This is a genomic window from Pseudomonas sp. LBUM1673, assembly GCF_059695645.1.
The window spans coordinates 4,438,380-4,452,424 of record NZ_CP166780.1 but is presented as its reverse complement, the minus strand read 5'-3'; the positions used below and the strand labels follow the sequence as shown (position 1 = coordinate 4,452,424).

Here is a 14,045-nt window from a genome sequence, read left to right as displayed (position 1 = left end):
CTGATTTTGCCGCGCGCCTCGCCTGTGGACACGATGCACGGCTATAATCGCCGCCTCTCATCGCCAACCGAGTCAAGCCTGCCCATGTACACCCTGGCCCGTCAGCTGTTGTTCAAACTTTCCCCGGAAACCTCCCACGATCTGTCCCTGGACCTGATCGGCGCGGGCGGGCGTTTGGGCCTCAATGGCTTGCTGTGCAAGGCACCGGCGAAAATGCCGGTGACGGTCATGGGCCTGGAGTTCCCGAACCCGGTGGGTTTGGCGGCTGGTCTGGACAAGAACGGCGCGGCGATCGACGGTTTTGCCCAACTGGGCTTCGGTTTCGTCGAAATCGGCACCATCACTCCGCGTCCGCAACCAGGCAACCCGAAACCACGGATTTTCCGCTTGCCGGACGCCGAGGCGATCATCAACCGCATGGGCTTCAACAACCTCGGCGTCGATCACTTGCTCGCTCGCGTGGCGGCAGCCAAGTACAAGGGCGTTCTGGGCATCAACATCGGCAAGAATTTCGATACGCCGGTTGAGCGTGCAGTCGACGACTACCTGATCTGCCTGGACAAGGTCTATGCCCACGCCAGCTACGTGACGGTCAACGTCAGTTCGCCGAACACCCCGGGCCTGCGCAGCCTGCAATTTGGTGATTCGCTCAAGCAATTGCTCGCTGACCTGGCCACCCGCCGGGCGGAACTGGCCCTGCGTCACGGCAAACATGTTCCGCTGGCGATCAAGATCGCGCCGGACATGACTGATGAAGAAACCGCTCAAGTCGCCCAAGCGTTGATCGAAACCGGGATGGACGCAGTGATTGCCACCAACACCACCCTGAGCCGCGTTGGCGTCGAAGGCATGGAACATGGTGACGAGGCGGGTGGATTGTCCGGCGCACCGGTTCGCGACAAGAGCACCCACACCGTGAAAGTGTTAGCGGCAGAACTGGCCGGTCGCTTGCCGATCATTGCCGTGGGCGGCATCACCGAAGGCAAGCATGCGGCTGAGAAAATCGCCGCGGGTGCGAGCCTGGTGCAGCTCTACTCCGGCTTCATCTATAAAGGCCCGGCGCTGATTCGTGAATCCGTAGACGCCATCGCAGCCCTGCGCTGAAGGCAGTGTAGGGGCCTTGTGCTGAGGGCTTTTGTGGCGAGGGGGCTTGCCCCCGTTCGGCTGCGAAGCAGTCGTAAACCCTGTGTCCGTGTTCTCTCTGATTCACCGCGTTGCCTGGTTTTGGGGCCGCTTCGCAGCCCAACGGGGGCAAGCCCCCTCGCCACAATTGTTTCTTCGCTGAATTTGGAGCAGGCATAAAAAAGGGCTCCTCGAAGGAGCCCCTGGGCCGAAGCCCGCCGTCCGGATGGGACGTGCGTGGTTAAGTCGTTGCGTATTCAGATTGTCGTGTCGGAGTGTGTGCCCTGTATTAGCCGACGGCGTGAAGTTCGTTGAGTCTGTGGATTCCCGCAGTGCCGGTCATACCGTCCCAATTGTCGCCGCGTCCTTCTCGCCAGCCATTGATCCAGGCTTGGCGTACCGACGGTAGAGTAAAAGGGCAAAGCTCACGGGATTTACCACCAACGCCATATTGATATCCGCGCAAAAATGCTCTTTCCAACGGATCACGCTTAAGTCTTCTCATAGGGTGTTGCCCTCACTTGTTGACTGTATTTATCGCGTCGACCTCAATCGAGGTCAGGCAGAAAAATTCTGCCGTTGGCGGCTCGCTGCCGGCGTCGCGAGCCAATGTGTTGACGCCGTTGCGACGTCAACCTGAGTTGAGTTCTAACCAATGCGTCACATCGAGGGAATGATCGTTTTGTCATAAGAACGTAACCATAAAGATGTTATGGCCATAAGTAACACGATATTTGTCCCGTGTTTATTGGCCAAACCCCGGTATGATCGGCCCTGCGCTGAGTGATGGGGTGTGCCTTTAACGAGAATGACACCTGTTGCCCTTGGGGATTATTCGACGAAGGGTCGGCTTATGACATTTTGTTGCATCGACTTTTTTATCTGCCCTGGCATCTAAGCTCTTTTAACCCGAGCAGTCAGGGTGGGGACGGCACACCTTCGTGCCACGCGGGCGCTCTTTTAGAAAAGCGCCTGATTGAAAACCGGATCGGTAATGCGTTGCCGGTTCACTTAGCTAAAGGCTCTGGAATTACCATGTCCGATCGTTTCGAACTCTTCCTCACTTGCCCCAAAGGCCTCGAAGGCCTGCTCATCGAGGAAGCCGTCGGGCTTGGCCTTGAGGACGCACGCGAGCACACCTCGGCTGTGCGTGGCATGGCCACCATGGAAACCGCCTATCGTCTGTGCCTGTGGTCGCGCCTGGCGAACCGGGTGCTGCTGGTGCTCAAGCGTTTCCCGATGAAGGACGCCGAAGACCTCTACCACGGCGTGCTGGACATCGAGTGGCAAGACCACATGCTCAACGATGGCACCTTGGCCGTCGAATTCAGCGGTCACGGATCGGGCATCGACAATACCCACTTCGGTGCCTTGAAGGTCAAGGACGCCATCGTCGATAAGCTGCGTACCCCGCAGGGCGACCGTCCGTCCATCGACAAGCTCAACCCGGACCTGCGCATTCACCTGCGTCTGGACCGTGGCGAAGCGATTCTGTCCCTTGACCTTTCCGGTCACAGCTTGCACCAGCGTGGCTACCGCTTGCAGCAGGGCGCGGCGCCGCTGAAGGAAAACCTCGCGGCGGCAATTCTGATCCGTTCCGGCTGGCCACGGATTGCCGCCGATGGCGGCGCGCTGGCTGACCCAATGTGCGGTGTTGGTACGTTCCTGGTGGAAGCTGCGATGATCGCCGCCGACATGGCGCCGAACCTGCGCCGCGAGCAATGGGGCTTCACCGCCTGGCTCGGTCACGTGCCGGCGTTGTGGAAAAAACTCCACGAAGAAGCCACCGAACGCGCCGCGGCCGGCCTGGCCAAGCCACCGCTGTGGATTCGCGGTTACGAAGCCGACCCTCGCCTGATTCAACCGGGCCGCAACAACGTGGAACGTGCCGGCCTGAGCGAGTGGATCAAGATTTACCAGGGCGAAGTGGCGACGTTCGAGCCGCGCCCGGACCAGAACCAGAAAGGCCTGGTGATCTGCAACCCTCCGTACGGCGAGCGTCTGGGCGATGAGGCGAGCTTGCTCTACCTCTACCAGAACCTCGGCGAGCGCCTGCGTCAGGCCTGCTTGAACTGGGAAGCGGCGGTGTTCACCGGCGCGCCGGACCTGGGCAAGCGCATGGGCATCCGCAGCCACAAGCAGTACTCGTTCTGGAACGGCGCCTTGCCGTGCAAATTGCTGCTGATCAAGGTCACGCCGGACCAGTTCGTTACCGGCGAGCGTCGCACCCCGGAACAGCGTCAGATCGAGCGCGAACAGGCCGAGTCCGATGCCCCGTCGAACATCGAAGCGCCGGGCAAGTACGAGAAGTACAACAAGAACGGCAACCCGATCAAACCGGCACCGGTGGTGGTCGAGCAGCCGCGCCTGAGCGAAGGCGGGCAGATGTTTGCCAACCGTCTGCAAAAAAACGTCAAGGCGCTGGGCAAGTGGGTCAAGCGTGAAGGCATCGACTGCTACCGCGTCTACGATGCCGACATGCCTGAATATTCCATGGCCATCGACCTGTATCACGACTGGGTCCACGTTCAGGAATATGCCGCCCCGAAATCCATCGACCCGGAAAAAGCCTCGGCGCGGATGTTCGATGCCCTGGCGGCGATCCCACAGGCGTTGAACATCGACAAGAGCCGCGTGGTGGTCAAACGTCGCGAGCGTCAGAGCGGCACCAAGCAGTACGAACGCCAAAGCGCTCAGGGCAAGTTCAACGAGGTCAACGAAGGCGGTGTGAGGCTGCTGGTGAACCTCACCGATTACCTGGACACCGGGCTGTTCCTCGACCACCGGCCGATGCGCATGCGGATCCAGAAAGAGGCGGCCGGCAAGCGCTTCCTCAACCTGTATTGCTACACCGCGACCGCCAGCGTTCATGCGGCCAAGGGCGGCGCGCGCAGCACCACCAGCGTCGACCTGTCGAAAACCTACCTGGATTGGGCGCGTCGCAACCTGTCGCTGAACGGTTTCTCCGACAAGAACCGTCTGGAGCAGGGCGATGTGATGGCCTGGCTCGATGCCTGCCGTGACGAGTACGACCTGATCTTCATCGACCCGCCGACCTTCTCCAACTCCAAGCGCATGGAAGGGATCTTCGATGTGCAGCGTGACCAAGTGCAGTTGATCGACCTGGCCATGGCGCGTCTGGCGCCGGGCGGGGTGTTGTACTTCTCCAACAACTTCCGCAAGTTCGCGCTCGAGGAAAACCTCACCGAGCGATATGCCGTTGAAGAAATCACCACCCAGACCATCGATCCGGATTTCGCCCGTAATGGCAAAATCCACCGTGCCTGGAAAATCACCGCTCGCTGATACTTGAACCGATTGGATCCACAGAGCCTTGATTTTTAAAGGCTCTTGGATACTTTCAGTGCTGGTCAAATTAGTGGCTAATAGCTATAACTCAACCCATGGCCAATGGGCTTTTCCGGCACCTGGCGTTTTGAGTTGCCTTTATGTCGTTGCACGCCGTGCGCCCCAAGATCCTGGGTTTTATCCGCGAAGATGTTTCGGCCTGGCTGGTCGCGCTGCTGGTATTGCTCGCCGGCGGGATTCTCACGGGATTGCTGGCCTGGGCAACCCTCAATCAGTTTCATCAACAATTGCGGCAACGTTTCCAACTGCTCGCCAGTGAACGTTACAGCCGTATTGAAGAACGTTTCGAAGATCAGGAGCAGCGTCTCGACGGCCTGCGACGGTTCTTCTCCAATTCCGAGTCGGTGTCCCGCGAGGAATTCAACGGTTACGCCAAACCTCTTTTGCGTCGCACCCAGGCTTACTCCTGGGCGCCACGGGTTTCCCGTGCCGAACGCCCTCTGCTTGAACGCGCGGTGCTTGAAGAAGGCTTGAGCGATTTCACCTTTCGTGAACTCAACGCCGATGGCCGGTTGCAACCGGCCGCGGAGCGGGACGAGTACGTGCCGGTGCTCTATACCCAAACCCAAAGCCGACTGCCCACGCCGCTGGGTTACGACCTGCTGGCCCAACCCCTGCGCCGTTCGACCCTGGAGCGGGCCGATCACAACGGCCGCATGGCCGTGTCGCAACCGTTGCATCTGGTGGGCATCGAGCCCGCCTATTCGCGGGGTGTGTTGCTGGTGGCGCCGGTCAACTTTCAGAACATCCCGAACGCTGGGCCCGACGGGTATGTCATGGCGGTGATCAGCATGCGCCATCTGCTGGCGGAAGGGCTGCCGGAGGAGAATCATGACTCTCTCTCGGTGCGTATTCTCGACTTGTCCACCGATGAGCAGCACGAAGTGCTGTACGAGTCGACCAACGCGGCGGGAGCCAGTGATTTGTCCTCTACGCGATTGCTGCGTCTGGCCGACCACGATTATCAAGTGGACATGCGCCCCAGCGCTGCCTTCCTGAAAGCCAACCATTCCTCGGTGGCCAGCCAGGTGGTGCTCGGTGGTTTGCTCAGCCTGCTGCTCGGTGTGTTTCTCTATGTGTTGGTCAGCCAGCGCCAACGGGCCTTGAAAATGGTCGAACAGCGCACCCAGGAGCTTCACGATCGTGAGCAAGAGTTGCGTGGCACTCATGGCCAGTTGCGTGGCGTGCTGGATGCCGCGACTCAGGTGGCGATCATTGCCACCGACCTGCGCGGGATTATCAGCACCTTCAATGCCGGCGCAGAGCAAATGCTCGGTTACTCCAGTGCGCAGGTCGTCAGCCACATGACCCTGGAAAACCTGTACCTGCCCCGGGAACTCGAGGCGCGTTCGGCGGAATTGAGCGCGCGCTATGGCAAGCCGATCCCGACGTGTCAGGCGATGTTGGTCGAAGGTGGGGAAGAGGGCGGTCACGAAGCCCGGGAGTGGACGCTGGTCCGCCGCGACGGCAGCCATTTGACGGTGAACATGCTGGCGACCCCGGTCCTCGACGAACAAGGCTTGTGGGTCGGGCACCTGGCGATTTGTATCGACATTACCGAACGCAAGCGCGTCCATGAGGCCCTGGCGGCACGGGACCTGTTGTTGAAGAAGCTCAGCGCCCATGTGCCCGGCGGGATTTACCAGTTCAAGATGGAATTCGATGGGCGCTTCAGCGTGATCTACGCCAGCGACGGCATCCGCGAGATCTACGAACTCGAGCCGGACGTGCTGTTGCTCAATGCCGAAGCGGTGTTCGCGCGGATTCATCCTAAGGACTCGAGCCGGGTCCGCGCCTCGATCCAGGCGTCGGCAGACACCCTCAGCCCCTGGCGCGAGGAGTACCGCGTGCAATTGCCCGCGCGTGGTCTGCGCTGGGTCCGCGGCGAAGCGACTCCGGAGGAACTGCCCGGTGGCGGTGTGCTCTGGCACGGTTACATTTCGGACATCTCCGACCTCAAGCGTGTGGAAGAGGAATTGCGCGCACTGTCGGTGACCGACTCCCTGACCGGGATCCATAATCGCCGCTACTTCCAGGAGCGCCTGACCACCGAAATGGCCCGGGTCGAGCGCGGCGGTGGCGAGTTGTCGGTGATCATGCTCGACATCGATCACTTCAAGCGCATCAATGACCAGCACGGTCATGCCGTGGGTGATCGAGTCCTGCAGGCCGTGTGCGAGCGCATTGGCGGTCGCCTGCGGCGCACCGATGTCTTCTGTCGCCTGGGGGGTGAAGAGTTCATGGTGCTCTGCCCGGACATCGACGGTGTACAGGCCCATGTACTGGCAGTGGAATTATGGCAAGGGTTGCGCAGTTCGCCGATCGACGAAGTCGGGATCGTCACCGCGAGTTTCGGGATTGCCAGTTGGCGGGCCGGAGAGGGTGCGGATGCGCTGCTGTTGCGGGCTGACTCGGGTGTGTATGCGGCGAAGCAGGCAGGAAGGGATCGGGTTGAGGGGCAGATGAGCTAAGGCTGCGTACCCCCTGTGGGAGCGAGCCTGTGGCGAGGGGGCTTGCCCCCGTTTGAGTGCGTAGCACTCACAAGATCTTTGGTACATCAGAGATTTTGGGGCTGCTTCGCTGCCCAACGGGGGCAAGCCCCCTCGCCACAGGCCCGCTGCCACATTTGATCTCCAGTGTCTGGACGATCGGGTTACAACACCGAAGCCGTAGTCGGCAGTTTCGGCTGGCGGTACAGGTCCAGCAGCACCTGATCCAGCACCGAGGAAGCGCCAAACGGTGCCTTGTCGTTGAGGATCGCCACCACGGCCCAGGTATTGCCATTGACGTCGCGGCTGAAGCCGGAGATGGCGCGCACGGTGTTCAGGGTGCCGGTCTTGACGTGGGCTTCACCGCGCATCGCGGTGGTCTTCAGGCGTTTGCGCATGGTGCCGTCGGTGCCGGCAATGGGCATCGAACTGATGAACTCGGCGGCATACGGGCTGTGCCATGCGGCTTGCAGCATCGCGGCCATTTCACGGGCGCTCACTCGTTCGGCGCGGGACAGGCCGGAGCCGTTCTCCATCACCAGGTGCGGTGCGGTGATGCCTTTCTGCGCCAGCCACTGGCGCACCACGCGTTGGGCTGCCTTGGCGTCATCACCGTCGGCGTCGGTGCGGAATTTCTGGCCCAGGCTCAGGAACAACTGCTGAGCCATGGTGTTGTTACTGTATTTGTTGATGTCGCGAATGATTTCCGCCAGGTCTGGCGAGTAGGCCCGGGCCAGCACCTTGGCACTGCCCGGCGTCGGTGCCAGACGATCCTGGCCCTGGATGCTGCCGCCCAGTTCCTTCCAGATCGCCCGCACGGCACCGGCGGTGTAGGTCGCGTGGTCGAGCAGCGACAGGTAGGTCTGGGAGCTGCAACCTTCGCCCAACTGGCCACCGACGGTCACGGTGACGCTGCCATCAGCCTGAGGCACTGGGTTGTAGCGCACCCCCCCGGTGCATTGCTTGGAGTTGAGCGCCTTGACCTGATTGTCGATGCGGATGCTCGCAATCGGCGGCTCGACCGACACCAGGACCTTGCCCGAGTCGTTGCGGGCCACGAAACGCAGGGCCTTGAGGTTGACCAGTAGCGCGTCGGGCTTGACCAGAAACGGTTTGTTCTCGTCATTGCCGTCGTCATTGAATTCGGGCAGTTGCGGTTGCATGAAGAAGCCGCGGTCCAGCACCAGATCACCGGTGACCTGGGTCACGCCGTTGGCGCGCAAGTCGCGCATCAGCAGCCAGAGTTTTTCCATGTTCAGCTTCGGATCGCCGCCACCTTTGAGATAGAGGTTACCGTTGAGGATGCCACCGCTGAGGGTGCCGTCGGTGTAGAACTCGGTTTTCCACTGATGGTTCGGGCCGAGCATTTCCAGCGCGGCATACGTGGTGACCAGTTTCATGGTCGAGGCCGGATTGACCGAAACGTCGGCATTGAAGATGGTCGGGGTGCCCGGGCCATTGAGCGGGATCGTTACCAGCGACAGGGCACTGTCCTGCAACTTGCTGGCCTTGAGGGCCTTTTCGACGTTGGGCGACAGGGCGGTGTTGATCGACGCGGCGGAAACAGGGAGAGCCAGGGGTAGAAGAAGACTGGCCAGCAACAATGGACGCAAAGATTTGATCATCTGAAATAAAACCCTACAGCCGAGGGGAAAAAAGACGAGGGCATGGAGATAAATTCCCTCAGCGGTCATGAAAGTGTCGGCATTATGCCCCAAGGTGCAACGGCTTGTGCCTTACCCTGGTCGTCTAATCGGCTATTTTTTTACCGGCGGTAGGTGTAGCGCCGTTCTGAGGCGGGCAATCGGCGCCTTAAACTGCTAAAGTGCCGCCCGTTATTACTTATGAGGATTGTTCCAATGGCGACTAACCGTTCCCAGCGTCTGCGCAAAAAACTGTGCGTCGATGAATTTCAAGAGCTGGGTTTCGAACTGAACCTGGATTTCAAAGAAGATTTGGCTGATGAAGCCATTGATGCTTTCCTCGACGCGTTCCTGAAAGAAGCCATGGAAGCCAACGGTCTGGGCTATGTGGGCGGCGACGACTTCGGTCTGGTGTGCCTGCAGAAGCGTGGCTCGGTTTCCGAAGAGCAGCGTGCCGCTGTTGAAGCCTGGCTCAAAGGCCGCAGCGAACTGACCGAAGCAACCGTCAGCCCGCTGATCGACGTCTGGTACCCGGAAAAGCCGATCAATCCGGTAGCTTGATGTTCTAAAAAACGGCGACCCCAAGGGTCGCCGTTTTTTTATGCCTGCTTTTTGTAGGAGCGAGGCTTGCCCGCGAAGACGGAGTTTCATTCAACATTGATATCGACTGACACGACGCCTTCGCGGGCAAGCCTCGCTCCTACACTTTGCGCCAGTTCAGAATCACCAGCGTCAACACCCCCGCGACAATCCCCCAGAACGCCGAACCGATGGAAAACAGCGTCAGCCCTGATGCCGTCACCATAAAGGTAATCAGCGCCGCTTCCCGTTCCTGCACTTGCGCCATGGCAATGCTCAACCCATTGATGATCGAGCCGAACAACGCCAGCGCGGCAATCGACAGCACCAGTTCTTTAGGTAATGCGGCAAACAACGCCGCCAACGTCGCGCCGAACACCCCGGCAATCCCGTAGAAAATCCCGCACCAGACGGCTGCCGTATAGCGCTTGTTGCGATCTTCATGGGCATGCGGGCCGGTGCAGATCGCCGCGCTGATGGCAGCCAGGTTGATTCCGTGAGAACCGAACGGCGCCAACAGCAACGAGGCAATGCCGGTGGTGGTGATCAGCGGCGAGGCCGGTACGTTGTAGCCGTCGGCGCGCAGTACGGCGATGCCCGGCATGTTCTGCGAGGTCATCGCCACCACAAACAGCGGAATGCCGATGCTGATGGTCGCGGCCAGGGAGAAATGCGGCGTGGTCCAGACCGGGGTCGCAACTTCCAGGTGGAAACCACTGAAATCCAGCAGCCCCATGAACCCCGACAGCGCGGTGCCGATCAGCAGCGCAGCGAGCACGGCGTAGCGTGGCGACAGGCGTTTGACCACCAGATACGTGAAAAACATCCCCAGGACCAGCGCGGTGCGGTGCTGAGCGGCGACGAAAATCTCGCTGCCGATCTTGAACAGAATCCCCGCCAGTAACGCCGCCGCCAATGAGGCTGGAATCTTTTTCACCAACCGTTCGAAACTGCCGGTCAAACCACAAAGGGTCACCAGCACCGCGCAAGTGATGTAGGCGCCGATGGCCTCGCCGTAGCTGACACCGCCCAGGCTGGTGATCAGCAACGCCGCGCCGGGGGTCGACCAGGCAACGGTGATCGGGGTGCGGTAGCGCAGGGACAGACCGATCGAGCACACCGCCATGCCAATCGAGAGCGCCCAGATCCATGACGAAATTTGCCCGCTGCTCAGGCCCGCTGCTTGCCCGGCCTGGAACATCAGCACCAGTGAGCTGGTGTAACCGGTCATCATGGCGATGAACCCGGCGACGATGGCTGAGGTTGACGTATCGGTCAGGGGGCGAAGCTGCGTGTGTGTGGCGTCGGTCATGACAGCGGCGTTCCTTGTTCTGATAAAGATGTCCGTAGCAACGCTGAACCCTGTGGGAGCGGGCTTGCGAAGGCGGTGTGCCAGACAACATTGATGTCGACTGACACGCCCTCTTCGCGAGCAAGCCCGCTCCCACAGGGGATTGTGTTCAGGCTGCGGATTGTGCGTTCAAGCCTAAACTGAAAAGTAACCGGTCGTTGCAATACAGCGAAGGCGACAAACAGCCGTACAGTCGTGTTGTCACCTACCATTGTGTACAATTACGGTGTTTTTTACGCGATACTTGCCAGCGACCCACTGTGCCGTATTACAGTCACGGTCAATTCGCCGCAGTTCTCCCGACTCGAGTGCCCATGAACGAACAGTTGCAGCCCCTCAAGAAACAACCGCGAGCAGGCAAAGCCGGCCGCAGCGGTACCCAGGACGATATTGTCTACGCACATATCTTCGAGGCCATCCTCGAACAGCGTCTGGCGCCCGGCACCAAGTTGAGCGAAGAAGCGCTAGGGGAAATTTTTGGGGTCAGCCGCACCATCATTCGCCGTGCGCTGTCGCGTCTGGCCCATGAAGGCGTGGTGTTGCTGCGACCGAATCGCGGTGCTGTCGTTGCCAGCCCGAGTGTCGAAGAGGCCCGTCAGGTGTTTATGGCGCGGCGTCTGGTGGAACGGGCGATCACTGAACTGGCGGTTCAGCATGCCACTGCCGAGGAGATTGCCGACTTGCGGCAGATGGTCAACGACGAGCGCGACAGTTTTTCTCGTGGCGATCGTGGCGCCGGTATCCGTCTGTCGGGCGAGTTTCACTTGAAACTGGCCGAAGCGGCGAAAAACGCACCGCTGATCAGCTTCCAGCGCAGCCTGGTGTCCCAGACTTCGTTGATCATCGCCCAGTACGAGAGCGGCAACCGTTCCCACTGTTCCTACGATGAACACACCCAGTTGATCAACGCTATCGAAGCGCGGGACGCGACGCTGGCGGTGGACCTGATGATGCATCACATGGATCACATCGACAGCAAACTCAACCTCGACGAAGAAAGTGCGTCGGATGATTTGCATGCGGTGTTTTCGCATTTGTTGCAGACCAAGAAGCCGGGGCGGCCGGTCGCGAAACTCTGATAGACCGAGGTGCGGCCTTCGCGGGCAAGCCTCGCTCCTACAGGTTTTGTGTCGTTCACATCATTTTGTGATCCACCACCAACCTGTAGGAGCGAGGCTTGCCCGCGAAGGCGGCCTCAAAGACACAAAAAATCCCTCGCAACCAACGCTTGCGAGGGATTTTTTTATGCCTGAAAGATCTTAGCGCTGATGCACCAGATTCCCCGCCGCATACGTCTGCAGAACAGTCCGGTCATCCCCCAGCGTCATCAATACAAACAACGTCTCGGCAATGTTATTGGCCTGCTTCAGGCGATAGCTGAGCAGTGGCGTGGCGTTGTAGTCCAGCACCAGGAAGTCCGCGTCGGAGCCTGGTTGCAAGGTGCCGATCTTGTCTTCCAGGCGCAGAGCGCGGGCGCCGCCGAGGGTAGCCAGGTACAGCGACTTGAACGGGCTCAGCCGCGCACCTTGCAGCTGCATGACCTTGTAGGCTTCGTTCAGGGTTTGCAGCAGCGAAAAACTGGTACCGCCACCGACGTCCGTGCCCAGGCCAACGTTCAGTTTGTGTTTCTCGGCCATCGGCAGGTTGAACAAACCGCTGCCGAGGAAGAAGTTCGACGTCGGGCAGAAGGCGATGGCCGAGCCGGTTTCTGCCAGGCGCGCGCATTCGTCGTCGCACAGGTGCACGCCGTGGGCGAACACCGAGCGCTCACCCAGCAGTTGATAGTGGTCGTAGACGTCCAGATAGCCCTTGCGCTCCGGGAACAGCTCCTTGACCCACTCGACTTCCTTGAGGTTTTCGCTGATGTGGGTCTGCATGTACAGATCCGGGTATTCGCTCAGCAACTGGCCGGCGAGGGTCAGTTGTTCCGGGGTGCTGGTCGGTGCAAAGCGTGGGGTGACCGCATAGTGCAAGCGACCCTTGCCATGCCAGCGCTCGATCAGCGCTTTGCTGTCGACGTAGCTCGATTCGGCAGTGTCGGTCAGGTAGTCCGGCGCGTTGCGGTCCATCATCACCTTGCCGGCGATCATTCGCAGGTCCAGCTGTTCGGCAGCCTCGAAAAACGAATTCACCGATTGCGGATGCACGCTGCCAAACACCAGCGCAGTGGTGGTGCCGTTGCGCAGCAGTTCCTTGATGAAAATGTCCGCCACTTCGTCAGCGTGGGCCTTGTCGGCGAACTGGCTTTCGCATGGAAAGGTATAGGTGTTCAGCCAGTCCAGTAATTGCTCGCCGTAGGCGCCGACCATACCGGTTTGCGGTAGGTGGATGTGAGCGTCGATAAAGCCCGGGGTGATTAGCGCGTCCTGATAATGAGTGATCTGGATATCGGCCGGCAGGGTTGGCAGCAGTTCGCTGGCATGGCCGATGGCGCTGATCCGGCCGTTATCGACCACCAGCAGACCATCCTCGAAATACTCGTAGGAGGCTTCGATGCCCACTTCGGCAGGGTCGGCGATGCTGTGCAGAATGGCGGCGCGGTAGGCTTTGCGAGTCAGAGGCATGGGGGTTCTCAATTCGTGGCTTCTTAATTTGAAGCTTGGCTGCGGCGTGAAGCAGGCAGCAGTTTGGCGATCGATGATCCGGCGCTGGCGGTGTGCTGGCCGAAGTTCGCGTTATAGGTGACGATGATTTCGCCAGCGATGGAGATGGCGATCTCCACAGGCAACTTGCCTTTGACTTCGCCGATGCCCATCGGGCAGCGCATGCGTTGCAGCACGGCGCTGTCGAAACCACGGTCACGCAAGCGGTGTTCGAACTTCACCCGTTTGGTCTTCGAACCGATCAGGCCGAAGTAGGCGAAGTCGTTGCGCTTGAGGATCGCGGCGGTGAGTTCGAGGTCGAGCTGGTGGTTGTGGGTCATGACGATGCAATAGCTGCCGGCGGGCAGGTCATCGATTTCATCCACAGGTTCTTCGGTGACGATTTTGCGCACGCCGTGGGGAATCTGTTCGGGGAATTCGGCTTCCCGCGAGTCGATCCAGCGCACCCGGCAAGGCAGGCTGGCGAGCAGCGGCACCAGCGCCCGGCCGACGTGGCCGGCGCCGAACACAGCAATCTGTGCCTGGACCTGGCCCATCGGTTCGAACAGCAACACGGTCACCCCGCCGCAGCACTGGCCCAGGCTGGCGCCGAGGCTGAAACGCTCCAGATGCGTGTCCTGCCGGCCGCTGGCAAGCATCTCGCGGCCGATCTGCATGGCCTTGTATTCCAGATGCCCGCCACCGATGGTGTCGAACGTTTGCGTGGCGCTGATGACCATCTTCGAGCCGGCATTGCGCGGCGTCGAGCCGAGCTCTTCGATGATGGTCACCAACACACAGGGTTCACCCCGGGCTTGCAGGTCGGCGAGGGCGTCGATCCAGTTGTACATGTTTTCACCCCTACAACATTGTTGTCTGTTCGGGCCTCATCGCGAGCAGGCTCGCACCC

The 14,045-nt window shown here is 60.2% G+C and carries 10 protein-coding genes; 5 read left to right on the top strand and 5 right to left on the bottom strand.

Annotated elements, in window-relative coordinates:
* Positions 1 to 84 precede the first annotated feature (84 nt).
* Positions 85 to 1,104 carry a quinone-dependent dihydroorotate dehydrogenase gene (locus ACA044_RS20525; protein ID WP_315867567.1) on the top strand — a complete coding sequence of 340 codons (1,020 nt, stop codon included), beginning with the start codon at positions 85 to 87 and terminating at the stop codon, positions 1,102 to 1,104.
* Positions 1,105 to 1,411: 307 nt separating this feature from the next.
* On the opposite strand, the gene rmf is transcribed toward ACA044_RS20525, so the two are convergent.
* Complete coding sequence (rmf, locus tag ACA044_RS20520; RefSeq protein ID WP_003223300.1) at positions 1,412 to 1,627, bottom strand: ribosome modulation factor; 216 nt, start codon at positions 1,625 to 1,627, stop codon at positions 1,412 to 1,414.
* 530 nt (positions 1,628 to 2,157) lie between these two features.
* Here rmf and rlmKL point away from each other — a divergent pair.
* Together rlmKL and ACA044_RS20510 are read left to right on the top strand one after the other, a co-directional pair.
* Complete coding sequence (gene rlmKL, locus ACA044_RS20515; RefSeq protein ID WP_497443016.1) at positions 2,158 to 4,428, top strand: bifunctional 23S rRNA (guanine(2069)-N(7))-methyltransferase RlmK/23S rRNA (guanine(2445)-N(2))-methyltransferase RlmL; 2,271 nt, start codon at positions 2,158 to 2,160, stop codon at positions 4,426 to 4,428.
* A gap of 143 nt (positions 4,429 to 4,571) precedes the next feature.
* Entirely contained in the window at positions 4,572 to 6,962 is a 2,391-nt protein-coding gene (locus ACA044_RS20510; RefSeq protein ID WP_497443015.1) for a sensor domain-containing diguanylate cyclase, read from the top strand.
* Positions 6,963 to 7,144: 182 nt separating this feature from the next.
* Here ACA044_RS20510 and dacB read toward each other — a convergent pair whose 3' ends face one another.
* Positions 7,145 to 8,605 carry a D-alanyl-D-alanine carboxypeptidase/D-alanyl-D-alanine endopeptidase gene (gene dacB, locus ACA044_RS20505; RefSeq protein WP_497443014.1) on the bottom strand — a complete coding sequence of 487 codons (1,461 nt, stop codon included), beginning with the start codon at positions 8,603 to 8,605 and terminating at the stop codon, positions 7,145 to 7,147.
* Positions 8,606 to 8,839: 234 nt separating this feature from the next.
* On the opposite strand from dacB, the gene ACA044_RS20500 reads away from it, so the two are divergent.
* Positions 8,840 to 9,184 (top strand): YggL family protein, encoded by a 345-nt coding sequence (locus tag ACA044_RS20500; RefSeq protein ID WP_007896965.1) that lies wholly within the window; start codon positions 8,840 to 8,842, stop codon positions 9,182 to 9,184.
* A 139-nt stretch (positions 9,185 to 9,323) separates the two neighbouring features.
* On the opposite strand, the gene ACA044_RS20495 is transcribed toward ACA044_RS20500, so the two are convergent.
* Positions 9,324 to 10,514: a benzoate/H(+) symporter BenE family transporter gene (locus tag ACA044_RS20495; protein WP_497443013.1), complete on the bottom strand. Its 1,191-nt coding sequence runs from the start codon at positions 10,512 to 10,514 to the stop codon at positions 9,324 to 9,326.
* A 353-nt stretch (positions 10,515 to 10,867) separates the two neighbouring features.
* Between ACA044_RS20495 and ACA044_RS20490 the strand changes: the two genes are divergently transcribed.
* Positions 10,868 to 11,632 carry a GntR family transcriptional regulator gene (locus ACA044_RS20490; RefSeq protein ID WP_008007001.1) on the top strand — a complete coding sequence of 255 codons (765 nt, stop codon included), beginning with the start codon at positions 10,868 to 10,870 and terminating at the stop codon, positions 11,630 to 11,632.
* Positions 11,633 to 11,812: 180 nt separating this feature from the next.
* On the opposite strand, the gene guaD is transcribed toward ACA044_RS20490, so the two are convergent.
* Positions 11,813 to 13,117: a guanine deaminase gene (gene guaD / locus ACA044_RS20485; protein ID WP_497443012.1), complete on the bottom strand. Its 1,305-nt coding sequence runs from the start codon at positions 13,115 to 13,117 to the stop codon at positions 11,813 to 11,815.
* Between the two features lie 23 nt (positions 13,118 to 13,140).
* Positions 13,141 to 13,986, bottom strand: coding sequence for a xanthine dehydrogenase accessory protein XdhC (xdhC, locus tag ACA044_RS20480; RefSeq protein ID WP_497443011.1), 846 nt, complete (start codon positions 13,984 to 13,986; stop codon positions 13,141 to 13,143).
* Between the last annotated feature and the right edge of the window lie 59 nt (positions 13,987 to 14,045).

Excerpts from the sequence above, each read along its gene's own strand:
- ACA044_RS20495 (WP_497443013.1), bottom strand. The coding sequence starts at position 10,514 with ATGACCGACGCCACACACACGCAGCTTCGCCCCCTGACCGATACGTCA.
- ACA044_RS20525 (WP_315867567.1), top strand. The coding sequence starts at position 85 with ATGTACACCCTGGCCCGTCAGCTGTTGTTCAAACTTTCCCCGGAAACC.
- guaD (WP_497443012.1), bottom strand. The coding sequence starts at position 13,117 with ATGCCTCTGACTCGCAAAGCCTACCGCGCCGCCATTCTGCACAGCATC.
- dacB (WP_497443014.1), bottom strand. The coding sequence starts at position 8,605 with ATGATCAAATCTTTGCGTCCATTGTTGCTGGCCAGTCTTCTTCTACCC.
- ACA044_RS20510 (WP_497443015.1), top strand. The coding sequence starts at position 4,572 with ATGTCGTTGCACGCCGTGCGCCCCAAGATCCTGGGTTTTATCCGCGAA.
- xdhC (WP_497443011.1), bottom strand. The coding sequence starts at position 13,986 with ATGTACAACTGGATCGACGCCCTCGCCGACCTGCAAGCCCGGGGTGAA.
- ACA044_RS20500 (WP_007896965.1), top strand. The coding sequence starts at position 8,840 with ATGGCGACTAACCGTTCCCAGCGTCTGCGCAAAAAACTGTGCGTCGAT.
- ACA044_RS20490 (WP_008007001.1), top strand. The coding sequence starts at position 10,868 with ATGAACGAACAGTTGCAGCCCCTCAAGAAACAACCGCGAGCAGGCAAA.
- rmf (WP_003223300.1), bottom strand. The coding sequence starts at position 1,627 with ATGAGAAGACTTAAGCGTGATCCGTTGGAAAGAGCATTTTTGCGCGGA.
- rlmKL (WP_497443016.1), top strand. The coding sequence starts at position 2,158 with ATGTCCGATCGTTTCGAACTCTTCCTCACTTGCCCCAAAGGCCTCGAA.